The 23,191-nt window shown below is 72.0% G+C and carries 18 protein-coding genes; 12 read left to right on the forward strand and 6 right to left on the reverse strand.

Going from position 1 to position 23,191, the window contains the following annotated elements; genetic code table 11:
• Window positions 1-7 precede the first annotated feature (7 nt).
• Both ACFQUZ_RS15365 and ACFQUZ_RS15370 read right to left on the reverse strand, forming a co-directional pair.
• Window positions 8-1,510 carry a von Willebrand factor type A domain-containing protein gene (locus tag ACFQUZ_RS15365; protein ID WP_377442567.1) on the reverse strand — a complete coding sequence of 501 codons (1,503 nt, stop codon included), beginning with the start codon at window positions 1,508-1,510 and terminating at the stop codon, window positions 8-10.
• A gap of 247 nt (window positions 1,511-1,757) precedes the next feature.
• Entirely contained in the window at window positions 1,758-3,041 is a 1,284-nt protein-coding gene (locus tag ACFQUZ_RS15370; RefSeq protein WP_377442569.1) for a hypothetical protein, read from the reverse strand.
• Window positions 3,042-3,201: 160 nt separating this feature from the next.
• Here ACFQUZ_RS15370 and ACFQUZ_RS15375 point away from each other — a divergent pair, with 160 nt between their 5' ends.
• The 6 genes from ACFQUZ_RS15375 to ACFQUZ_RS15400 all read left to right on the forward strand — a co-directional run bounded on the left by ACFQUZ_RS15375 (window position 3,202) and on the right by ACFQUZ_RS15400 (window position 12,056).
• Window positions 3,202-3,831: a LuxR C-terminal-related transcriptional regulator gene (locus ACFQUZ_RS15375; RefSeq protein WP_377442571.1), complete on the forward strand. Its 630-nt coding sequence runs from the start codon at window positions 3,202-3,204 to the stop codon at window positions 3,829-3,831.
• Window positions 3,832-3,951: 120 nt separating this feature from the next.
• Entirely contained in the window at window positions 3,952-6,768 is a 2,817-nt protein-coding gene (locus ACFQUZ_RS15380; RefSeq protein ID WP_377442573.1) for a hypothetical protein, read from the forward strand.
• 2 nt (window positions 6,769-6,770) lie between these two features.
• Window positions 6,771-7,499, forward strand: a complete 729-nt coding sequence (locus tag ACFQUZ_RS15385) for a DUF4255 domain-containing protein (protein ID WP_377442575.1) — start codon at window positions 6,771-6,773, stop codon at window positions 7,497-7,499.
• Window positions 7,499-9,472 (forward strand): AAA family ATPase, encoded by a 1,974-nt coding sequence (locus tag ACFQUZ_RS15390; RefSeq protein ID WP_377442577.1) that lies wholly within the window; start codon window positions 7,499-7,501, stop codon window positions 9,470-9,472. The genes ACFQUZ_RS15385 and ACFQUZ_RS15390 overlap by 1 nt, the downstream gene beginning before the upstream one ends.
• A 21-nt stretch (window positions 9,473-9,493) precedes the next feature.
• On the forward strand, window positions 9,494-11,203 hold the full coding sequence (locus ACFQUZ_RS15395; RefSeq protein WP_377442579.1) for a hypothetical protein: 1,710 nt from the start codon (window positions 9,494-9,496) through the stop codon (window positions 11,201-11,203).
• A 106-nt stretch (window positions 11,204-11,309) separates the two neighbouring features.
• Window positions 11,310-12,056 carry a DUF4157 domain-containing protein gene (locus ACFQUZ_RS15400; protein ID WP_377442581.1) on the forward strand — a complete coding sequence of 249 codons (747 nt, stop codon included), beginning with the start codon at window positions 11,310-11,312 and terminating at the stop codon, window positions 12,054-12,056.
• 41 nt (window positions 12,057-12,097) lie between these two features.
• On the opposite strand, the gene mraY is transcribed toward ACFQUZ_RS15400, so the two are convergent.
• Window positions 12,098-13,201, reverse strand: a complete 1,104-nt coding sequence (mraY, locus tag ACFQUZ_RS15405; RefSeq protein WP_377442583.1) for a phospho-N-acetylmuramoyl-pentapeptide-transferase — start codon at window positions 13,199-13,201, stop codon at window positions 12,098-12,100.
• A gap of 530 nt (window positions 13,202-13,731) precedes the next feature.
• Between mraY and ACFQUZ_RS15410 the strand changes: the two genes are divergently transcribed.
• The 3 genes from ACFQUZ_RS15410 to ACFQUZ_RS15420 all read left to right on the forward strand — a co-directional run bounded on the left by ACFQUZ_RS15410 (window position 13,732) and on the right by ACFQUZ_RS15420 (window position 15,949).
• Window positions 13,732-13,956, forward strand: coding sequence for a hypothetical protein (locus ACFQUZ_RS15410; RefSeq protein WP_377442585.1), 225 nt, complete (start codon window positions 13,732-13,734; stop codon window positions 13,954-13,956).
• 225 nt (window positions 13,957-14,181) lie between these two features.
• Window positions 14,182-14,631 (forward strand): hypothetical protein, encoded by a 450-nt coding sequence (locus ACFQUZ_RS15415; protein WP_377442586.1) that lies wholly within the window; start codon window positions 14,182-14,184, stop codon window positions 14,629-14,631.
• Window positions 14,606-15,949, forward strand: a complete 1,344-nt coding sequence (locus ACFQUZ_RS15420) for a serine hydrolase domain-containing protein (protein WP_377442588.1) — start codon at window positions 14,606-14,608, stop codon at window positions 15,947-15,949. The genes ACFQUZ_RS15415 and ACFQUZ_RS15420 overlap by 26 nt, the downstream gene beginning before the upstream one ends.
• A gap of 54 nt (window positions 15,950-16,003) precedes the next feature.
• Here the strand turns inward: ACFQUZ_RS15420 and ACFQUZ_RS15425 are convergent, their stop codons facing one another.
• Together ACFQUZ_RS15425 and ACFQUZ_RS15430 are read right to left on the reverse strand one after the other, a co-directional pair.
• Window positions 16,004-16,897, reverse strand: a complete 894-nt coding sequence (locus tag ACFQUZ_RS15425; protein ID WP_377442590.1) for a virginiamycin B lyase — start codon at window positions 16,895-16,897, stop codon at window positions 16,004-16,006.
• Window positions 16,894-17,550, reverse strand: a complete 657-nt coding sequence (locus tag ACFQUZ_RS15430; protein WP_377442592.1) for a CatB-related O-acetyltransferase — start codon at window positions 17,548-17,550, stop codon at window positions 16,894-16,896. Before ACFQUZ_RS15430 ends, ACFQUZ_RS15425 begins: the two co-directional genes overlap by 4 nt.
• 143 nt (window positions 17,551-17,693) lie before the next feature.
• On the opposite strand from ACFQUZ_RS15430, the gene ACFQUZ_RS15435 reads away from it, so the two are divergent.
• The 3 genes from ACFQUZ_RS15435 (at window position 17,694) to ACFQUZ_RS15445 (ending at window position 18,862) form a co-directional block, all read left to right on the forward strand.
• Window positions 17,694-18,230 (forward strand): TetR/AcrR family transcriptional regulator, encoded by a 537-nt coding sequence (locus ACFQUZ_RS15435; RefSeq protein WP_377442769.1) that lies wholly within the window; start codon window positions 17,694-17,696, stop codon window positions 18,228-18,230.
• 99 nt (window positions 18,231-18,329) lie between these two features.
• On the forward strand, window positions 18,330-18,557 hold the full coding sequence (locus ACFQUZ_RS15440; protein WP_377442593.1) for a ribbon-helix-helix protein, CopG family: 228 nt from the start codon (window positions 18,330-18,332) through the stop codon (window positions 18,555-18,557).
• Window positions 18,554-18,862, forward strand: a complete 309-nt coding sequence (locus ACFQUZ_RS15445; RefSeq protein WP_377442595.1) for a hypothetical protein — start codon at window positions 18,554-18,556, stop codon at window positions 18,860-18,862. The genes ACFQUZ_RS15440 and ACFQUZ_RS15445 overlap by 4 nt, the downstream gene beginning before the upstream one ends.
• 210 nt (window positions 18,863-19,072) lie before the next feature.
• Here ACFQUZ_RS15445 and ACFQUZ_RS15450 read toward each other — a convergent pair whose 3' ends face one another.
• Window positions 19,073-23,011, reverse strand: a complete 3,939-nt coding sequence (locus ACFQUZ_RS15450) for a hypothetical protein (RefSeq protein ID WP_377442597.1) — start codon at window positions 23,009-23,011, stop codon at window positions 19,073-19,075.
• Between the last annotated feature and the right edge of the window lie 180 nt (window positions 23,012-23,191).

Raw genomic sequence — 23,191 nt, forward strand, 5'->3', positions numbered from 1 at the left:
TCCCGCCTCAGTCCAGCTCACGGGCCCGGTCGATGATCTCGGCCAGGTCGCGTACCGCGGCGTCGCCGGTCGAGTCGGCGGCCTCCCGCGCGATCCCGGCCAGACCGTCGAGGCTGACCTCGTGACCCCCGGAGCCGGTTCGTAACACCTCGGCGAAGTAGGCGGCGGCGTAGCACGTCCACAGCCGCGGTGACGCCCGGTCGAAGTCACCGGACAGGTCCCCGACGATCACCCGCCGATCCGACTCGGTGGCGGCACGGCTCGTGGGATCCAGCCAGCGCACGTGCACCCGGGCCACCGGCGCGGAGCGGTCCGCCTCGTCGGTGAGCCGCACGGCATACAGCGCCGTCACGCTGTGGCCGGGGCCGATCTCGCCACCGTCGACCCGGTCGTCGCGGAAGTCCTCGTCGGCGACGGCCCGGTTGTCATAGCCGATCAGCCGGTACGACCGGACGGTGGCCGGATCGAAGCTGACCTGCGCCTTGGCGTCCAACGCCCGGACGCTCAACGTCGCCGGCAACTGCCGCGCGAAGACGTCCCTGGCCTGGTCACGCTGGCTGACATACACCACCATCCCGTCTCCCCGGTCGGCCAACCGCTCCATCAGCGCGTCGCCGTACTCGCTGCCGACCCCGACGCCGAGCAGCGTGATCTGCTTGTCGGCCTGCTCCCGGACCTGGCGCAGGATCGGGTCCGCGGTGGTACTGCCCACGTTGGCCAGTCCGTCGGAGAGCAGGATCACCCGGTTGGTGGCCCCGGGCCGAAACCCCTCCCGGGCGACCTCGTAGCCGAGGGTGAGTCCCGCCTCCAGGTTGGTGCTGCTGCGGACCCGCAGGTCGGCCACGGCCGCGTGCAGCCGATCGGCGTCGGCGGCGCGGGTCATGCCGCGCAGGGTCCGGGCCTCGGAACTGAACGCGACGATCGCCACGGAGTCGCTCGGCCGCAGCCGGTCGACAAGCGTGTGCAGGGCGTCCTGGACCAGGTCGAGCCGGCCGGGCTCGGACATCGAACCCGAGACGTCCACGACGAAGGTGAGCGCCACGTCGGGCCGGCGCTCGCCGTCCTCGGCCCGGGTCCGCAGGCCCACCCGCATCAGCCGCACATCCCCGGCCGGCTCGGAACGATGGGCCTCGGGCAGCCGGGAACCGTCGACGTGGATCGCGAACCCGTCCCCGGCCGGCTCCGGATAGTCCTGCGCGAACGAGTTGACGAACTCCTCGGGCCGCACCGCCGTCGGCTCGGGCATCCGGCCCTCGGTGATGAGCCGCCGGGCGTAGCCGTACGACGCGGTGTCCACGTCGAGGGCGAATGTGGACTCCGCGTCCCGCTCGGTTTCCGTCTCACCGCCCGTGGCGGGTGGCGGCGCCGCACCGGTATGCCGGGCGGCCGGTGGTCCCGCCCGGTCGGCGCCGTCGGGCGTTGCGGAACTGCCGCACGCCGCCGTGGCGACGAGGGCGGTGAGGACGAGCACGACCGTGCCCGGTCGCCGGATCCGTCGAGTGATGGCCATCGGAACTCCTCCCAGCGGGGCGGGAGTGACACCGCCGGCCCGTGCCGGCGCCCCGTCGTCTGCCATTGCGACAGATCGACCACCGCGCACCGGCGGTCCGTGGCCCAGTCGAGACGCAACCGTGAACGTCGTCACCGACCCGTAGGCAAGCCGTGATCCGCCAGCGGCCCGATCGACATCCGGAGCCGTTCCGGCGGCCGGGCACCCGAGGGCGCGGGACGTCACCGTCCAGGATGTGGCCGGAGCGTCAACTGGCGGCCCGGGTGACTCCGCTGGCCAGCATCCAGGTGCGGCACTGGCTGCCCGTGCCGCCCGGCAGCGGCACCCCCGGCGTCTGGCAGGTCGTCCTGATCCGCAGCGTCCGACCGGCGGGCACGGTGATCGGGGAGACGAAGTGGAAGTCCAGGTCGCGGAAGTTGGCCAGGGCGTGGGTCAGGATCGGGTCGTCGTCGACCAGGACGTCGACCCGGCCGGTGTCGCCCTGCGGGTTCTGCAGGACCAGATCGGTGACCACAAGCGTCCGGCCGGCCGGGACACGGTACGGGGTGCTGGTCGCGGTGCCTGCGGCGGCGACGCCGGTCTGTACCCGGATCCGTGCCGGCGTTCCACCGCCGCCGCTCGCGGTCCCCGCCGCCGGTGACGCCGGCACGGCCACCGGCGTCGTCGGCGCGACGTCGTCGGACTCGGCCGCCATCTCCTGACTGGCCGCCTCGGCCTTGCGGTCCGCGTCCGCCGCCTGCTGGGCCACCTGGGCCAGCGGCTCCCGTACGGCGTCTTCGGCGGTCGAGCGGACGGCGGGCTTGAGCGCCAGGAACCACGCGCCGGTCAGCAGCAGCGCCAGGACAGCGAGCGCCGCGAGCACCCGACCGGTTCCCGGCGGGACGAACGGGGTCTGCAGGGTGGCGCCGGGAAGGGCGAGGTCCGGCTGGCCGTCGGACGACACCACGACCTGGAACGGGTGGGTGACCGGCTGCCCGCGCCAGAGCCGGCGCCGGTTACGGACCCGGATGGTGGCGAAGGCCGCCTGCCCCGGCCCGACCGTCACCGTCGAGGGCTGTGCCCGCACGACGACCCGCTGGTCGGGGTCGGTGCCGGCGAGCGCGGCGACGAGCGGCACGTTGCCGAGATTGTCGACGGCCACCTCGTGCCGTCCGCCCCGCCAGCCACGAGAGGTGCGGGGAGTCAACTCCGCCGTCGTCTCGACGAACGGTTCGACGACCACCACACCCTCGGGCGCCACGGCCTGGTCCGGCCGCTCCGAGGGAATCACCCGGACGGCGAACGGCACCTCTCCGGCCGGCACGACGGCCGACCGCGGCGGCTCGAAGACCACCCGCACGGTCGCCTCAGCCTCCGGGTAGAGCGTGACGGCCGGCGGCTCGACCCGGCTCCACGGCGTCGCGTCCCCGACAACGTCGAGTTGGTACGCCTCCACGACCTCACCGGTGTTGCGCAGCGTGAGCAGGCATGCCTCGCCGCTACCCGGTACGACATGCAGCGGGACAGGTTCGAGGGTCGCGTGGGTGCCCATGGCGGCCACGGTAGGCAGGACGGGATGGCGGGGCAGCTGCCGGGCGGGAACACCTTGGGGCAGAAATCGCGGCCCGTTGAGTCCACGTTGACTGGGCGGTTGGTGCGCCGATGCATGCTCTGGCGGTCAGGTCAGGGATCTCAGTCAGGAGGAAGCTGGGATGGCCGCTCGCCGGGTACCGATCTATCTGCACGCCACCGACCCGATCTCGTACGCCGGCGTGGCCGGCCAGTTGCGGCCCCGGCCGGAGATCCAGGTGCTCGGACCCGAGGAGGCCGATCGGGCGGTCGTCGCCGTCGTGGTGACCGACGGCGTCGGCGAGGAGACCGTGCGGGTGTTGCGGGCGTTGCGCTGCGGCGGAATCCCGAACCTCGTCGTGGTGGCCGCCCGGATCGACGACGGGGACCTGGTCACCATCGTCGAGGTCGGCGTCGCCGGGGTGGTGCGCCGGTCCGAGGCGACACCCGACCGGCTGGTCTCGGTCATCACCAGCGCCGCCGACGGTGAGGGCACCGTCCCGCCGGACCTGCTCGGCCGGCTGCTCAACCAGGTCGGTCAGCTGCAACGGCAGGTGTTGGGTCCGCGTGGGCTGACCTTCTCGGGACTGGCCGAGCGGGAGATCCAGGTGCTCCGGCTGGTCGCCGACGGACTGGACACCGCCGAGATCGCGATCAAGTTGTCGTACTCGCAGCGCACCGTCAAGAACGTGTTGCACGACGTCACCAGCCGGCTGCATCTACGCAACCGCTCGCACGCCGTCGCGTACGCCCTGCGACACGGACTGATCTGACGGTCCCGGTGCCCCTTCGGGCACCGGCCGCTGTCCGAAGGGCTGCACGTGGCCCGGTGCCCGGGCAGCCGCCGCCGCCCGCACGATGACCGTCAACCCAATGGCGAGGTGGGGATGCGGATGCGGGACGCCTCGGAACGCCGGCCGGCGCGACGCGTCGTCGCCGCGGTCCTCGCCCTGCTGCTGGCCACCCTGCCGGTGGTGGGGGAGCGGCGGGTGCCGGCCCGTGCCGGGGTCCCCGCCGTGCCGGGGGAGATCACCTTCACCCGGGCGGTGACGATCCCGGGACCCCGGATCGCCGAGGTCGGCGCGGCCGCCATCCAGTACGACCTCTACCGGGTCCCGGCCGCGGCACCGTACGACCCGGTGACGCGGGTGCCCGCCATCGCCACGATCAGCGACGAGCAGCAACTGGTGTGGAGCCCCGACGGCCGGCGGTTCGCCTTCGTCCGCCTCGGTTCCGACAGCGGACAGTACGCCATCTGGGTCGCCGACGCGGACGGCACCGCAGCCCGCCAGGTGACCGTCCCACCCGTATTCGTCCAGACCTTCCACGACCATGACCCCTCGTGGTCGCCGGACGGCGGTCGGCTGGCCTTCACCCGGTCCAGCACCGGCGAGTCCTTCACCGTGTCGGACCTGCGGATCGTCGACGTACCGGTGTCCGGCCCGGCCGGCCCGGACACCGGCCTGCTCAGCGACCCGGCGGCGTGGGTCTCCCAGCCCACCTGGTCACCGGACAGCCAGCGGATCGCCTACCGCGCCCAGGACCGGACCAGCCGGGCGGCGCACATCGCCACGATCGCCCCCGACGGCACCCGCGGTCCCGACCTGACCGCGGGACCCAACGACGGCCAGCCGGCCTGGTCCCCGGACGGTTCCCGGCTCGCGTACACGGCGGGCACCTCGATCTGGGTGCTCACCATCGGCGGCGGCAGCACCCCCCTGGTCCGGCCGTCCGGCGGCGGCGAGTTCCCCGACTACCCCACCGACCCGGCCTGGTCGCCGGACGGCGCGATGGTGGTCTACACCTGGCTGCGCGGCGCGTCCGGCGACATCCGGGTCGTGCCGGCGACCGGTGGGACACCCGTCGACGTGGTGGCCGGCAGCGCCGACGACCGCCAACCGAATTGGCGACCAACGGCCGACCTGCGGCTGGCCGTCACCTCCGCGCCGGTGCCGATGCGGTACGGGCAGCCGGCAACGATCACCGCCACGGTCACCAACGGCGGCCCGGCGACCGTCCGCACCGCCCGCCTGCGCGTCCAGATGCCGGCCGGGTTCAGCCCGGTGGCGGTGGAGCCGGCGAGCTGTGCCGTGCCGGCCGGCGCGGTGGCCTGCGTGCTGGGTCCGCTGCGCGCCGGTGAGTCGGCGACCGTCACCATCACCGGCCGGCCGACCGTGGTGGCCGGCACCCCGACCTTCACCGCGAACGTCGACGCCGACGTGGTCGACCTCGACCCCGGCGACAACCGGGTCACCAGTGCGATCCGGATCGCCGGCAGCGATCTCGCGGTGCGGGTGGCGGACCAGGGCGTGCCGTACGTGCTCGACGATCCGGTCCCGTACCGGGTCGTCGCCACCCTGCGCGACGGCGACGGCGTCGACGACGCGGTGGTGGAGCTTCGGTTGCCGGCGAACGTGACCTACGCCGGTGTCACCGCGCCGCCGGGCGTCACCTGCACCCGCCCGGAGCCGGCGCGGCTGCGCTGCGCGTTGCCGCCGCTCGGCTTCGAGGGTCCCGACTCCGTCGCCTTCACGGTGGACGCCACCGCGGCACGGGTCGGCACCGAACAGGGCGTCGCCACCATCTCGTCGTCGGCGTTCGACCCGGCACCCGACAACGACACGGCCACGGTCACCACCCGGGTCGCCGTGCCCCGGCTGGCGATAACCAAACGGGCACCGGACACCGCCGTGGTGGGCGAGGCGTTCGACTACGAGCTGACCGTCCGCAACGGTGGCGAACTGGACGCGGACAACGTCGTCCTCGTCGACCGGATTCCGCCGGGCCTGCGCGTCGTCGCGGTCGAACCCGGTGCGGCGACCTGCGTCACGAGCGGGCCACCGGCGACGCTTACCTGCCAGCTGCCGCCGCTGGCGGCGCCCACCGAGACACGTCCCGGGCAAACGGCTCGGGTGCGGGTCCGGGTGGCCCCGACCGCGCCGGGCATCGTGACCAACACCGCCTGCGTCCGCTACACCGCCGTACCACCGTCGGTGCCGGAACTCCTCGCCCGGGCCGCGCCCCGACAGTTCGAGGACTGCGACCGCGCCGGGACCGACATCCGCGCCGGTGACCTGGCGGTCGCGGTCGCGGCGGCGCCGGCCGTGGGATTCGTCGGCGGCACCGTCGCCGCCACGGTGACCGTGACGAACGCCGGCCGGGTCACCGTGCCCGCGGCGGTCCGGATCAGCCTGCCCGCGGTCGCCTGCGAGACACCCGTCGCCGGCAGTTGCGCCGCCCGGACCCGCGACGTGACCCTGGGGCCGCTCGCGGCCGGGGCGTCGGTGGTCGTGCCGGTGCGGCTGACGGCCGTGACCGCCGGGTCCGCCCCGATCACCGGGCGCGTGCTGCCGGCCACCTTCGACGCCAGCCCGGCCAACGACACCGCCACCGCCACCGTACTGGTCAAGCGGCCGACGCTGGCGGCGGTGCCGCCGATCGGCCCACCCGGCTTCGTCACCCTGGGCGTCGGCACCGACTTCCCACCCGGGGCGACCGTCAGCCTGCGCTGGAGCGCCGGCATCTCGGCCCCGACCGAGGTGCGGGTAGGGCCGGACGGCACGTTCCGCCAGCAGGTGCTGGTGTTCCACCACGACCTGCTCGGCGACCGCCGGCTGGTCGCGGCAGGTTCCGGCTTCACCCCCGCCGAGGCCGCCTTCACCGTCGTGCCCGCGAGCCTGCAGCCCGGCGACTTCGTCCAGCGGAGGTAGGGATGATCCACGAGGTGGACGACGCGCTGCGCCGGGTGCTGCGAACCGAGGCGTTGCCAGGCAGCGACGTGGAGATCGCGCTCGACGCGCCGACGAAGGACTGGGCCGCCCGGCGTAACGCGCCGACGGTGAACATGTACCTCTACGACATCCGCGAGGACCTGCGCCGCCGCCAGCGCGGCCTGCTCAACGAGTACGACGCCGACGGACGGGTGACGGCCCGGCACCTGCCACCCCGGTACGTCAAGATGTCGTACCTCATCACGGCCTGGACCCAGCGACCCGAGGACGAGCACCGGTTGCTGTCCGCCCTGCTGGTGACGTTGCTGCGCTACGACGCCGTGCCGCCGCCCCTGCTCACCGGTTCGCTCGCCGCGTTGCGGCTGCCGGTGCCGATGACGGTGGCCCAGCCACCGCCGGAGGACCGGGCCTTCGCCGACGTGTGGACCGCGCTGGGCGGCGAACTCAAACCGTCGCTCGACCTGGTGATCAGCGCACCCATCGACGCCGGCCGGTCGTACCCGGCGGGCCCGCCGGCACAGGACGGGCTGCTCCTCGACGTAGGCGGGGACGGCCAGGTCGGGCACCGGCCCCATCCGGACGCCGGCCCGCCACAACCGGCGGACGCGGACGTCCCGGCCGGGCCGGGCGCGCCACGGCAGCGTACGGCGGCACCGCCGGCCGGCCCGGGCGAGCGTCGGGTGGCGATGTCCCGGGTGCGGGGGACGTGATGACCGGCCTGGCCGACCTGCTTGGCCGCCTGGCGGACCTGGAACGCCGGATCCGGGAGGCGGTGACGGCGCGACGCACCACCGACCCCGCCCCGGACGACCCGTTCCGCGGCCTGTACCTGTCCGACGACGCCATCGACGACCTGCTGCACGGGCCTCGGCAGCCGTACCCGTCGCCACCGCACGGGGCAGACCTGCTGCCGGAGGCGGCCGACCTGATCCCGCTGGACACGGAGCTGTTGCTTGTGGCGTTGGCGCCCGACGTGGACAGCCGGTTCGAGCAGTTCTACGGCTACCTCAACGACGATGTGACACGGCGACGGGCGACGGTCGGCCTCGCCCTGCGGCTGTGCGGCGTGCCGGAGGCGTCCGCGGCGGGCCGGTCCCGACTGCACCGGGGCGCGCCGCTGGCCGCGACCGGCCTGCTGGCCGTCGAGGAGCCGGACCGCCCGTTCCTGTCGCGTACCCTGCGGGTGCCCGATCGGGTGGTGGCGCACCTGCTCGGTGACGACCGGCCCGATCCGGCGCTGACCGGGGTGTGTGACGGCACCGCCGCGCCGGTGCCGGACCTGCCGGACGCCGACATGCTCGCCCGGGCGCTGGCCGGCGGCGCCCACCTGGCCTACCTGCGGGAGCGTCCCGGGGGCAGTGGCCTGGCGCTCGGGGTCACGGCCCTGCACCGGTTGGCCATGCCCGCGCTCGCGGTCGACGCCGGACGGCTCGCCGACGCCCCGGACCTGGCCCGCCCGCTGGCCCGCGAGGCGCTGCTGACCCGATCCGGCGTGGTGCTCGGCCCGCTCGACGGCAGCACCGTCGGACCACTGCTCGACGCGTTCGCCGCGGCCCCCGTACCCCTCGTGCTCTACGGCACCACCGGCTGGGATCCACGGTGGACCCGCCGCCCGCCGCTGCGCATGGACGCGGCGCCGGTGCCGGCGCCGGTCCGCGCGGCGCTGTGGCGTGCCGCGCTGGACGGACGGCTCGCGCCCGGCCTGGACCCGGCCGCCGTGACCGCCCACTTCACCCTCGGCCCGCCGCAGATCCGCCGAGCCGCCGAGGCGGCGGCGCTGGCGGCGCTCGGCGGCGACGGCACGGTCACCGCCCCCCTGCTGCGACACGGCGCCCGCAGCCAGAACGCCGCCGGCCTGGAGCGGCTCGCCCGGCGCATCGAGCCGGCGGTCGGCTGGTCCGATCTGGTGCTGCCGCCGCCCGTCCTCGGTCAACTGCGGGAACTGGCGGCCCGCGCCCGGCACCGCGACCGGGTCCTCGACACGTGGCGGATGCGGCCCGGCGGCGGCCGCGGCCGGGGACTCACCGGCCTGTTCGCCGGCGATTCCGGCACCGGCAAAACCATGTCGGCCGAGGTGATCGCCGCCTCCCTCGGCCTGGACCTCTACACCGTCAACCTCGCCACCGTGGTGGACAAGTACGTGGGGGAGACGGAGAAGAACCTCGAACGCATCTTTACCGAGGCGGCCGGCGTCAACGGCGTGCTGCTGTTCGACGAGGCGGACGCGATCTTCGGCAAGCGGTCCGAGGTGCGGGACGCGCACGACCGGTACGCCAACATCGAGAGCGCCTACCTGCTCCAGCGGATGGAGACGTTCGACGGCATCGCGATCCTCGCCACCAACCTGCGCGCGAACCTCGACGAGGCGTTCACCCGCCGGCTCGACGTGGTGGTCGACTTCCCGCTGCCGGATGCGGACCTGCGCCGCGCGCTGTGGGACCGGTGCCTGGGCCCGGCGCTGCCCCGCTCGCCCGACGCCGACCTCGATTTCCTGGCCGCGGCCTTCGACCTGGCCGGCGGCCACATCCGATCGGCCGCGGTCACCGCCGCGTACCTGGCGGCCGAGGCGAACCGTCCGGTGGGCATGGCGGATCTCGTCGGAGCCGTGGCCCGGGAGTACCGCAAACTCGGCCGGCTGTGCCTCGACCGCGAGTTCGGTCCCTACCTGGCGCTGGTGGCCTGACGAACGAAGGAGGCGAGTGGCGTGAGCATGACGTGTCGGGCCTGCGGCCGGGTGAACGCCAACGGCGCGCAGTTCTGCGCGAACCCGGACTGTGGCGCGTACCTGCCGTGGGACGGCGACCCGTCGGGCCGGCCCGGGAGCGGCGGCCCGTACACCGGCCGGGTGCCCATGCCGGGCGGTGCCCACGGCGGGAGCGGGCCGCCCTCGCCCGGCGGCCCGATCCCGCCGGCCGGCGGCTACGGTGGCCAACCGCCACCGGGTGGTGCCGGTGGCTACGGTGGCCCACCACCGGGCGGTGGAGACCAGCGGGGCGCCGTCCGCGCCACCCTCGCCGATCCGGTGGTCGAGGTGACACCCGGCTCGACCGGTTCGACCACCCTGTCGGTCTACAACGCGGGCACCCAGGTCGACGGTTTTCTCATCCGGCTCAGCGGACCTGCCGCCGCCTGGAGCACCGTCGAACCGTCGGAGCTGTCGGTGTATCCGGAGCAGACCGGCACGGTGACGCTGCGGTTCGCACCACCCCGCTCGTCAGCCTGCCCGGCCGGGCACGCCTGGTACGTGGTGCGGCTCGACTCCACGGTCCACGCCAACCTGACGGTGACGGCGAACGGAGCCGCCGCGGTCGCCGCCTTCCACGACCTCGCGGCCGAACTCGTCCCACCCAGCTCGTCCGGACGCGGCGCCACCAAACACCAGGTCATCGTGGACAACCGGGGCAACGTCGTGGAACGCGCCCGGGTCAGCGCCGCCGACGACGAGGGGGCCTTCCGGATGGAACTCGGCCGCACCGCGGTCGAACTGCCGCCGGGCCGTACCGCCGTCCCGATGACCGTGCGCGTGCCGCGTCGCTGGTTCGGCCGGCCACGCCCGGTGCCGATCCACGCCACCGTCGCCGTGGAGGGCAGCAGCGCGCCGTTGCGCGCTGACGGCACCCGGCACGTCGTGCCGGTCTTCCCGCACTGGGCACCGGCGGCGGCCCTGGCCACGGTGCTGCTGCTCGGCGGGGGAGGTGCCGCGTTCGCCCTCGCCAACGGCGACGACGAACCGTCCGACCCGGTCATCGGGTCACCGACCTCGGCCGCCGTCCCCACCGTGCCACCCACCGCCGGAGCGCCGACCGGCCCGCCCACCAGCATGCCGCCCAGCGGCGGCGCGTCGGCGAGCGCCACGGCGAAACCGAGCCGTAAGCCCTCGGCCACCCCGACCGCGGCCGACCCGCTCGACAAGATCGAACCGGCGGACTGCGTGCCGTACGACCCGGCGAAGCTGAAAATCTACGACGCCGGCACCATCGGGTGGCGGTTGGTGGAGACCCTGCCCGGCGGGCAGGAGCACCGGATGCTGATCCTGGACGACCAGGCCGACGCCGCCGTGGCGCTGGCCGTCGCCCGCCGATCCACCCAGCTCTGCTTCGTCGGGCGCGACAACACCCGGCCCAACCGGGCCGACTACATCGTCCAGTACTGGAAGGGCCGGTCCGGGCAGCAACCGGAGATACCGTCGCCGGACTGTATCCCGTACGACAAGGGCGGCCTCACGATCGTCGACGAGGGCGCGAGTGGCTGGCTGTTGACCGACGGGTCGTCCCGGATGCTCATCCTGGACAACGAGGAGGACGCGAAGGACGCGCTGATCCTCGCCAAGGCCCATGGCAGGCAGTGCTTCATCGGGCGGGACAACACTCGGCCGAACCGGCGCGACTACATCGTCGGATTCTGGCTCCCGTGACCGTCGGGGCAGCCGGATCTGCCCCTTCGGGCGCGCGGGCACCCCTGGCGCGGGACCGGCGGGCGGCACACGCTGGGGCGTACGGCGACGAGCGGAGGGAGCGGCCATGCGCGGCCACGACCACGACCTGGAGAGCGGCTTTCGTCCCAAGGGTGACCGGATCGACCGCGACGACAGCGGCGACGTCATGTACCGGGCCGCGGCCGCGGGACGCACCGACGTGCTCGGTCCCGGTGGCATGCTCGGCCTGCAGCGTGCGGCTGGCAACGCGGGCGTGAACACGCTCGTCGAACGGGAACGGTCACCGGTGCACGACGTCGTCAACTCCGGCGGAGGTAGTCCGCTGGACGCGGACACCCGGGCTGATATGGAGGCCCGCTTCGGGCAGGACTTCGGCGACGTACGGGTGCACACCGACGGCGCGGCGCACGAGTCGGCCCGCGCGGTCAACGCGCAGGCGTACACCGTCGGCTCCAACATCGTGTTCCAGCGCGACAGGTACGACCCCGGCTCCGACAACGGCCGACACATGCTCGCCCACGAGCTGACCCACGTGGTGCAGCAGCGCACCGGGCCGGTCGACGGCACGGAGGCCGGTGGCGGAGTGAGGCTCAGCGACCCGGCCGACCGGTTCGAACGCGAGGCTGTGGCGAACGCGGATCGGCTGATGTCCGGGCCTGCCCCGGCCGCTCCGGTCGCCGCCGCTCCGGCCGGTCCCGCGGTGCAGCGGGTCGCGGCCGACGGCGTGGACCACGCCGCGCCCACGGTGCAGCGCGAGGAGACCGAGGAGGAGGACAAGACGGCACAGACCTACGTCCAGCGGCAGGAAGAGGAGAACGAGGAGCAGCAGTAGGGGCTGCCGTCAATAGAACGACACAGGCTTGTCGCGTGGCTTCATCCAGCGGTCGCCAGATAATCCGTATAGAACAGGCCCAGGCCGACCGCCACGCCGACACCGGCCACGATCCAGAACCGGACCACGATGTTGACCTCGCTCCAGCCTGCCAACTCGAAATGGTGGTGCAGCGGCACCATCCGGAAGACCCGTCTACCGGTGGTCCGGAACGAGACGATCTGGATCACCCAGGTTGTTGTGATGAGGACGAAGAGCCCGCCGATCATGATTGACAGCAGCGTGGTGCGGGTTGCCACCGCGAGCCCGCCGATCAACCCACCGAGTCCGAGCGACCCCACGTCACCCATGAAGATCCGCGCCGGGGACGTGTTCCACCACAGGAAGCCCACGCAGGCTGCGGCCGCCGCAGCCGCGATCATCGCGATCTCCAGGGGATCCCGCACCTGATAGCAGTAGTCGTTCGCGCGGGCATACGCGTCGTCGGCGCACCAGTGCCGGTACTGCCAGAACCCGATAAGCGCGTACGCGCCGAGCACCAGGACCGACGCGCCGGTGGCCAGGCCGTCGAGGCCGTCGGTGAGGTTCACGCCGTTCGACATCGCCGTGATCACGAAGACGAACGCCATCACCGAGCCGACCTTGCCGACGTCGAGCCAGCTGATATCGCGAATGAACGAGATGTGCTCGCTGGCCACGGTCTGGCCGTTGGTGCTGGGCACGTAGAGCGCGGCGACGGCGAACCCGCCGCCGACGATCGCCTGACCGAGCAGCTTGCCCTTGGCCGACAGCCCGTCGGAGTTGCGCCGACGCACCTTGAGGTAGTCGTCGAGAAACCCGACCACGCCGCAGAAGACGAACAGACCGAGCAGGACGAGAGCCGTCATGGTCGGCCCCTCCTGCGCGATCTGCCGTTCGGGCAGAGTTGTCAGCGCGAAATGCCCGGCGACATAGGCGACGAGGGTCGCCACGATGAACACGACGCCACCCATCGCGGGGGTGCCCTTTTTGCCCTCGTTGCTGGCGAGCCCGATGGATCGGATCGGCTGGCCGGCCTTGAGCGCCGTGAAGACGCGAATCGCCACCGGCGTGCTGAACAGGGAGATGATGAACGCGACCGCGGCCGCGACGATGACGGCCCTCACGGGCGAGCCTCGGCAGGGCGCGGATTTCTCACGGCGCGGTCACCGCCGCCCGCCGGCCATCGAGCCTCCAGACCGGCACCTGACGGGCCCACCCGAACCGGCCGTGGAGCTGGCGCCACACGAAATGATCGATCACGGGACATGAGCTTGCCATCCCGGCAGCGACCAGGGCAGGCCTGGGCCGCAGCGGACGCCACGACGACGCCGGAAGGTGAGCCTGTCGGCATGAGCGCGCCGCAGGTTGACCGACGCATATCGACCAGGGCCCCAGGCTGGCCCACCGATACCGTGGCGCCATGTCTGTGGATCTCGTGGCGACGTTGGCGGAGCCGACAGCTCGCCGGAGCGGAGTTGCGCCGGTCGCTCATCGGCCACCGCATCCCCGCTACGGGACCAGGCCCGGCCGGGTCGACGCATTGGGAGATCGACATACCCGCCACCGGCGACGGCGTCTTTCTGATGGCCATCGACCACCAGGGCGACGGTCCGGACGACGGCCGGCACGCTGTTTTTCGCCGTACCGCACCTGTGTGGGCGTCACCGTGGCGGTCGGCCTCGCGTTGGCGACGGCACAACTCGCGCGCGGTCAGTACGTCGATGAGCAGATCGGTATGGTCACCCCCGCGGAGAACGACCCCGACGACGTCATTGACCGGACGCGACTATCCGATGCGGGTGCGGACTTCGCTGCTCGGTGTGAGATGTACCTCCGGCAGTTCGGCACCTCAACGGCTGGCCACGAGATCGCGCGATGACCTGAAGCCCGCCTGGCGAGCATCCGGCGTACCTGCCGCCGGACCTCGCGTCGGTCCGCCCGGAGGCGATGTACGGATATGGCTGGCGTGCCGACGGGGGGCCGGCCATAGTGGGTCGTGGTCGTCATCCAACGGGTACGCGTGCGGTGGAGCGCGGCCGCACGCGGATCCCCGCAAGCGAACGAGCGCCGGGGATTGTCCCGTCCGGCGCGGTTGCCGGCGTCGATGCCAGCTGATGAGCTGGTGGTCCACGAGGTGCTTGCCGACGAAGCGGCCCGCTACGTTCGCCGGGACGAGGTGGTCGGCGGCGGCGTGGAATGCGCCCAGGATCTCGGCCTGGGGCTGTCGTCGAAGGGCCTAGCGCTGGTGGTCGATCGGCTGCCGGGCCGAGCCGCGTACCCACGGTTGCCCGGCCCGGCCCGCCTCTTCCAGCTCATGCCGGGGCAGATCGGTCGCTACCGGGCGAACTTCCGGTTCACCTTCACCACCTGTGCCTGCAATCCGAGTTGGTACTACGAGGACTGGCTGGTGCTCGTGTCGAACGGGCCGGTGAAGTCCAGCGGGTTCGTCCGATGCGACCCCGAGCACGACGTCGACCACCGGGTCCACCTCTACGGCGGGTCGCGACGGGGTTGGTACGGTCGTCGATATGGATCTTCAGGCGTTGCTTGCTGAGTCGGCCGAGCGTCTCGGCGTGCCCGGTGCCGCTGTCGCGGTCGGGGCCGGCGGGGAGCTGATCGAGGCGGCCACCGGGGTGGTCAACCGCGACACCGGTGTCGCCACAACGCCGGACAGCGTGTTCCAGATCGGCTCGGTCACCAAGGTGTGGACGGCGTCGCTGGTGCTGCAACTCGTCGCCGAGGGTGTGGTGGAGCTTGACGCGCCGGTGCGCCGCTACCTGCCCACGTTCGGCGTCCTCGACGCGACGGCCAGCGATTCCGTGACGGTGCGCCAGTTGTTGTCGCACACCGGCGGGTTCGAGGGTGACCTGTTCGAGGACACCGGCCGCGGGGACGACGCCCTCGGCAAACTGATCACCTGGATGCGTGGCAACGCCGGACAGGTCCATCCGCCCGGTGCGCGGCACTCCTACTGCAACTCCGGGTTCTGCGTGCTCGGTGCGATGGTTGCCGAGCTGCGCGGCGGGACGTGGGAGGCGGTGCTGCGGGAGCGCCTGATCGAGCCGCTCGGCGTCACGCACATGGCCATGTTCGGCGAGGAGGCGGTCCTGTTCCGGGCCGCGGCAGGTCACGTCGGAGACAGGCGCACCGTGGTTCCGCGCTGGCAGATGCCCCGTTCCAACGCGCCGGCCGGGTCGACCCCGTGCGCGGCGCCGCGCGAGCTGGTGGCGTTCGGACGGATGTTCCTCGCCGACGGTCTCGCCGCCGACGGCACCCGGGTACTGCCTGCCGGCACGTTCGCCACCATGCGGCAACCGCAGGTCACGCTGCCGGCGATGGGCGGACGTTCGGCGTACGCCTGGGGTCTGGGTTTCATGCTTTTCGAGTGGGACGGCGTGCCGGTCGTCGGTCACGACGGCGGTACGCCGGGCCAGTCCACGTGCTGGCGCATCGTGCCCGACCGGGACGTGGTCGTCGCGATCAGCGTCAACGGCGGCGACGCCGGCCCGCTGATCGACGAGACACTGGCCGCGGTGCTCGCCGAGACCGCCGGTATCCGGGTGCCCGCACGGGTGCGGCCGCCGGACACGCCCGCCGAGGCCTCGCCGGATCACGCCGGCATCTTCGAGGGGCCGATCGAGCGATACGAGGTGAAGCTCGCCACGGGTGGCCTCGACATCACCGTGATCCCCAAGGGGTTCGCGGCTGAGATGGGCGATGAGCGGAAGACCGTCCGCGTCCTCGCGCTCGGCGACAACCGGTACGTCGCCGCCGAGCCGGACCAAGGTGTTCACCCAGTAATCGCGTTCCTGGAGAACGGCCGTTATCTCTACACCGGCCGCGCGGTCAAGCGGGTCCAGGCTCATCGGTGAGCCCGTGTCGCCGCTGCTCGGCCAGAGGGTGTCCGGTTCGTTACCCGGACGTCGTCAGCGACCGGTGATGGTGAGGCGGGCCAGGGTGCCGTTCTCCAACGCGGTCCACAGGGCACCGTCGGGCCCGAGAGTGATGCCGTGTGGTTCGGAGCGCGGGGTGGGCAGGTCGTGCACCTCGATCTTCCCGTCCGTGGTGATCGAGCCGACCCGGTTGCCCGCCCACTCGGTGAACCACAGCTTGCCGTTGTCGTCGCTGGCGATGGCGTGAGGTCGGCCGGCGCGGTCCGGTAGCGGAAACTCGTCGATCGTGCCGTCGACGGTGATCCGCCCGATCTGGCCGGCAGCGATCTCGACGAACCAGATGGCGTCGTCGGGGCCGGCGGTGATCCCTACGGGCGCGGCGGCGTCCGTCGGCAGTGGGTGCGTGGTGATGGCGCCGTTCGTGTCGATCCGCCCGATCGCGTTCGCCTGGTTCATCGTGAACCACATGCCGCCGTCGGGGCCGGCCGTGATGGCCGACGGGTAGGCGCCGGTGACCGGGAGCGGGAAGTCGGTGGCCTCGCCGTCGGGGGTGATCCGGCCGACGCGGTCGGCGTTCATCTCGGTGAACCACAGGGCGCCGTCGGGTCCGGTCGCGATGCCGTACGGTCCGCCGTCGCGGCTGGGTACGGGGTATGTGGTGGCCGTGCCGGCGGTGGTGATTCTGCCAATGCGGTGGGCCCGAGACTCGGTGAACCACAGCGCGCCATCAGGGCCGGTGACGATGATCGTGGGCTGCCCGGCAGGGTCGAGTTGGTACGTGGTGGGCTCCTCACCCGGGATCATGCGTCCGATCTGACCGCTGTGGGCGAAGGTGAACCACAGGGCGCCGTCGGGTCCGGTGGTGACGGCGTACAGACCGCGGCCGGCGTCGGCCACGGCGTGTTCCTGGATGACCGCGGATGTCACGGGGCTTGCTCCAGTTCGTTCTCGATGGCGATGCGTTCGATCTCGGCCGGTGTGCCGGCCATGATGGTGCGACAGTGTTTGTTGATCAGGTCGGTGGGCCAGTCCCACCACGCGGCCCGCCGCAACCGGATGATGTCCTGGTCGCTGAAGCGTTGCCGGATCGGTCGTACCGGATTCCCGCCGACGATCGTGTAGGCCGGGACGTCGGTGGTGACCACCGCGCCGGCAGCGATGATCGCCCCGTCGCCGATGCGTATGCCGGGCATGACGGTGGCCCGGTGGCCGAACCACACGTCGTTGCCGACGATGGTGTCGCCGCGGCTGGGCATGGTGCTCACCACGTCGAGGGTCCGGTCGGCCCACTCGCCGCCGAAGAGGGTGAACGGAAAGGTGGACGGGCCCATGGCCGGGTGGTCGCCGCCGGCCATCAGGAACCGGGTTCCGGCCGCTATCGCGCAGAACCTGCCGATGATCAGCTGTTCCGGTCCGTAGCCGTAGAGCACGTTGTGCCGTTCGAAGCCGGTCGCGTTGTCCGGGTCGTCGTAGTACGTGTAGTCCCCGACGGTGATCGTGGGGGAGGTGACCAGCGCCTTGAGGAACACCACGCGGGGATGTGCCGGAACCGGATGAAGGGCCGTGGGGTCAGGTGTCACGAAGTCCTCATTCACTAAAGCTACGTCTGTAGCGATAACATTGTGGCATGGCGTCATCACGACCGACAAGCGATCTTCCCGACGACTCCGTGACCGGCCGCGCGCGCCGGCCCGGTGGGCGCAGCGCGGCGGTCCGTCGCCGCGTGCTCGACGCAGCCCTCGCCCAGCTGGTGCGGCACGGCTACGACTCCCTGAGCATCGATGTGGTGGCCGAGCGCTCGGGCGTACACCGCACGACGGTGTACCGGCGCTGGCGGGATGTCGGTGGCCTGCTGGCCGACGTCCTGCACGAGGCCAGCGTCGACGCGTGGCGCCCGCCCGACACGGGTTCGCTAGAGGGCGACCTGCTCGCGGTCAACCACGAGGTTCAGACCGGGCTGACCACCGACCCGGTGACCGTCGCGCTGATCGCCGCGTCGTTCCGGTCCGAGCAGGCCGCCGAGGCCCTACGCGCCTTCTGGGCCGACCGCTACGACCGCTGCGCCGACATCGTGCGACGCGCCGTTGAACGCGGCGAGATACCGGCGGGCACCGACGCCCGCCGGTTGCTCGTCGCCGCCACCGCCCCGCTGTATCACGAGCTGGTGCTCATGCGGGTCGCGGCCGACGCGCGCCTTCCGGACCGTGCCGCCCGCGACGCGGCCACCGCCGCCCGCGCGGGCGCCTTCACCGACCGATAGAGAACGCTGCGAGCCAGCAGTCCGCGACAGTCTGCTCGGATTTCTTGGCTGGGCCTCCGGGCGCCGAGCACGCGGTAGTACGACTGGTAGGATGAATGTATGGCGAAAATGAAGATTTCCGCGACGGTCGATTCGCAGGTCTTGGCCGCAGCCGACGCTGACGCCTCTGAGCTGGGATTGAATCGCTCGGAGTTGATCGAGCGAGCGTTGCAGAACGAACATCTCCGGCTCGCTCTGGCCGGCTACACCGCCCGGACCGTGCCGACGCTCGACATCGACGCCTACGCCGCTCAGGTGTACGCGGCCAACCGGGAGTCCGGCCTGTGATCCGACCGGGAGACGTCGCGCCACGACTGGACACCCGCACCGAGTTGATGGTGGTCGTACTTTCCAACTCGATGCACCTACAGGCACGGACCGGGCGGGTGATCTGTTGTCCATTCGTGCCCGGCGTTCCTGCCGACGACGCGATGCCCCTGGTCGTCGCGGTCACCGAGCCGTCCGGCACGCTCCTGCCGGAGCTAGTCCAGTGGCTTCCTCTGTCGGCTCTGGGTGAACCGTTGGGCAATGTCGGCCCGATGGCGCTCGACCAGACCGGCGCCATCGTCACCGCTCTGGTCACCGGTCATTAGGGCGGGGCGGCGATAGCTTCGCGCACGACAGGACCGTGCGACGCCCGGCCAGCCGGTGGCCTCGTGGACTCATGGGGCGGTGGCGAGCAGGTTTGTCCTTCATCAAGGCGACCGCCAATCCGTAGGCATCCGACACCGGCCGCGCGCCCACTGGCCGGCGGCCGGCCGCGCCCGGCGACCGGCGCCTGTTGGCGCCCGCCGGCGAACCGGTCACTTCGCCGACGGCAGGTAGCGCCCGCCGCGGGCGCCGAGCAGGGCACCGCGCAGCGAGTTTGGACCCGAGGGTTCGATCTCGTAGTTGTCGGGGTCGGTCATGAACGCCTGGACCTGGGCCGACTGTGGCCCGGTGAACCGCCCGTTGCTGTTCCACCAGGTCACCGCGTCGATGACGTGGCCCATCGCGCACTGGCTGATGGGATAGAGCTGGACCTGGCCCGGCGGCAGCGGATTGCCGGCGGCGTCCCGCCCGTACCGGACCTGGTTTCCGACAATCTTCCCCTCGCCGCGCATCCGGGCGATCACCGCCTGCCCGACGGGCCCGTTCTTGGACGGCGTCGGTCCCATGTAGTAGTTGCGCGGGTCCTCGGTGTACTGCTCCCAGGTCGCGTTGATGTGGTTGGGTGACACCCGTTCCGGAGCGCCGGTGCGTCCGCCCTGCGGCGGGTTGAAGGCGTCCCCTTCTCGCAGCCGGGGGCGCAGCACCTGGTACTGGACCATCGGCAGGGCCGGATTCGAGGTGTCGATCGCCTGCACCTGCGCCACCCGGTTCTCGCGCCTGAGCTTCACCAGCTTGAACGGCTGCACCCAGGCGGGCAGGGTGCCCGCCGCCGCCGGCGCAGTCGCGGGGAAGACGATCGGCACCAGCGGCACCATGAGCCGGGCCAGGTCCTCCATGGCGGTGTTCAGCCGGTCGACGTCGGCAGGTTGGCGGGCCGCTGGGCCGGATCCCTCGACGGTCGCCTTGATCGTCAGGATCTGGGCCTGCTTGGCCTGCGCCGCTTGGAGGTCGCCGTACTGGGGGTGAGTGGCGTTGATCAGGCGGGCGGCCCGGACCAGGACCGCGTCGACCGGTGTCGGTGTCGATGCCACGGTCAGCCTGGCTCCTGGCCCGCGGCCCTGCCAGTAGAGGGAGTGTGCGCCGTCGCTCGCGGTGAACGACTTGCGCAGCGTGAACCAGTCCCGCACCGCGCGTACCGCGCTGGTGGCCTTGCCCCGGGCCCAGGCGGCGCTGGCGGCGACCTTGGCCTTGGCCCGGCCGGCGAGGCCCGCGATGCCGCGGATGATCGGGCCGGCGAGCTTGAGGCCGGTCTTGATGATGAAGTCGAGGGCCTTGTTGACCGGCTTGCGGAGCGTCTCGATGATCTGGCGGATCTTCTGGCCGATGCCGCCGAGACCGATCGCGCTGGCCAGGAAGCCGATGATGATCGGCACCATCTGCCCGAGCACATTGTTGATCTTCTCGACGACGCCGCCGACGTTGCCGCGTACGACGTCGGCGACCGAGTCGAGGACGGTGTTGACGAACGTCGCGATCCGGCTGGCGTTGTCCACGAAGAACATCACCACGTCGTAGATCAGCTTGCACGCCTTGATGAACGCGGCCGCCGGGTTGAGCAGGCCGATCAGCCAGGTGATGCCGGCCGTGATGATCCTCGTGACCACGAAGTCCTTGACCTGTTCGAGGATCATCTCCTTGATGTCGCCGAGCTTGTCCAGCAGCATCTGCCACAGTCCCGCGACGCCCTGGGTCGCGAAGAGCTGGAAGATCTCGACGCCCTTCTCCGCAGCCGACATCGCCCGCTCGCCGATCTGCTTCACGATCCGGTTGCGGATGTTGGTCCAGGTGAGGCCGAAGATCGAGGCGAGCAGCTTGACGATGCCCTTGATGTCAAAGGTGGTGGGCAGTTCCACGCCACCCTCGGCGAGCGCCCCGAACAGCCAGCTCATCAGGCCCTTGCGGAGGTGGTCGAGGATGTTGTCCTTGAACTTGAGGATGCCGCCCTTGACGCCGGCGATCAGGTTGCCGAGGAACCCGACGGGGTCCTTGATGATCTCGCCGACCACTCCGACGGCCCGGGCGAGGACGTTGCGCAGCATCGCGGCCAGTTCGCGGATCGTGTTGATGACGGCCTTGATGGCGCCGATCGCCTTGTCGACCAGGCCCTTGTTCTCCGCCTGGAGCGCCTCGATCCGTTCGTCGAGCCCCTTGCGCGCCTCGACGTACTTGGTGGCCAGGGTGTCGACCGTGGCCTCCTGCTTGGCGGTGACGTCGCTCTCCAGCTTCGCGAACAGGTCGCCCACCTGCTCGGTCGCCTCCGCGCCGACCTTCTTCAGATCCGCGGGCAGGGTCTTCACGTACGCGGCGATCTCGGCCCGGCCGGTCGCGATGCGCTTCTTCGCGGCGGCCAGGTCGTCACCGACGATGTCGGCGACCCGTGAGATCACCTCGTCCATCCGCTTGAGGTACAGCTCGCGGCCGGCCTCGTAGAACTCGTTGACCTTCGACGGCATCCCGAGCAGCTTGTCCTTGGCCCACCGTAGGCCACCCAGCCAACCGCCGTACCGGTCCTTCTTGTATGCCGACATCTTGGCGGCCACGTATGACTCGAAGGCGGCCCGGGCGGTGGCCTCGCCCTGCTCGAAGGTCTTTTCGACCTTCGGGTCGATGCCGTCGAGGATCTTCTTCACGTCGGTCTCGGTGGCCGCGAAGATGCCCTGGATCTTCGCGGTCACCTCGGCACGCTTCGTCTCGTCCCGGGACTTCGTCGCGCCCTTCTTCGCGACCAGGTTGGCCAGCGCGGCGCCCTTGGCGCCCTGCATGCCGGCCACGCCCGCCTTGGTCTCGGCGGCGGCCTCCGCCCTCCCCTGCTGGATCGTGGCCTGTTCCTGCTGGCGGAACTCGGCGGGCGCGGTGTCGGCGTGCGCGGCGGCGGCCTTCTTGTCGGCCAGCGCCGACTCGAACGCGGGCTCGCCGGAGCGCGCGAGCTGCGGTTCGCTCACCTCCGCGTCGGCCAGCTCCTGGTTGGCCTGGTGCTTGCCGGCCTGCAGGTTCGTCTGTTCGGCCGGGGCCGGCTTGGGCACCGCACCGGCGGCGGGAATCGTCGCGGTGGATCCGGGCTGCTCCTCGCTCATCGGCGTGATCGGCTTGGCGACCGCCTTGGACTCGTCGGGGGGTGCCTCGGTGGCGGTCTCGATGTCCTTGGCCTGACCCTGGGTGCCCTGACCGACCAGGCCCTGGACCTCACCCTTGACCTCACCGGCCTTGCCCGACTCGCGGTAGTCGTCGGCCTCCTTGAGCGTCTTCGGCGACTTCGCCTCGATAGCCGCCTTGACGGCCGCGATGAACGCCTTCTTGTCGAACGTGCCCGGCTGCTGGGCGTCCATCGAGTCGACCTTGGCCGCCTTGGCCTGGCCAGCGGTGTCGTCGGTGGGCGGCAACGCCGCGTCCTGGGCCTCCTTCGCCTTCGCCGTGGCCGGCGGGTGGACCTTCTTGGCCTTCGCGAACCCGGTGACGCCACCCTTCACCGCCGTGAACGCGGGATCGTCGTCGGGCCGTACCGTGGTGGGCGGCACCGGCGGCTGGAGCAGCTGGTCCGCGGCCAGCGGTGCGGGTGCGACGACCGCCGCGCCGGAGGCCGCTGGTGGCGCCGCGCCACCGCCGCCCTTCGTCGCGGTCCCGCCCGGTCGTCCCGGCGCCTTGGCGCCCGCCCTACCCAGCGGGCTCACCGCGGGCACGGGCTTGGGCGGCGGAACCGGCTTCTTCGGGGCGACCGAGGCCGGTCCGAAGCCCGTCGTCGTCACCGCGAGCGCGGAGGCCGGCGGTTTGGGCCCCTCCAGATCGACGGGTACGCCGGCCGCCTTCGCCGCCTTCAGTCCCTTCTCGACGGTGTCGACGGCCGGTTCGTCGCGGCGGATTTCCCGCAGTGCCGCGTCGATGTCACCCACGGCCTGTTCGCCGGGGGCCTTCAGCCGTCCGGCGAGCAGCGCGTTGACCGCCGCGTTGCCGGCGTCGCGTTGCAGGGCCAGCACCGCCTGCGGGCCGACTTCTCGCCCGCCGCCCTCGGCTACCCGCCGCCTGCCGCGGGCGAGGGCCGCACCGGCCTCGGCCCGCGCCGTGTGATCGTCGGCGGCCGCCGCGCGCCGGGTCATGGGTCGAGGGTGGCCGACCTCGCGCGTCCCGGTCCGGGACGGTCAGGCAGTTCCGGGGGCACCACCGGCTTCCCGAAGAGGCATCGGCGGCAGCTCTGGCAACCGGTGCCCGTTCGGGCACGCACGGCTTCCCCCATGCCCAGCCCGGTGGTCGTTACATGACCCGGCGACCCGCCGCAG

Source organism: Plantactinospora sp. GCM10030261 (assembly GCF_042666615.1).
In the GTDB taxonomy this organism is placed as follows: domain Bacteria; phylum Actinomycetota; class Actinomycetes; order Mycobacteriales; family Micromonosporaceae; genus KBS50.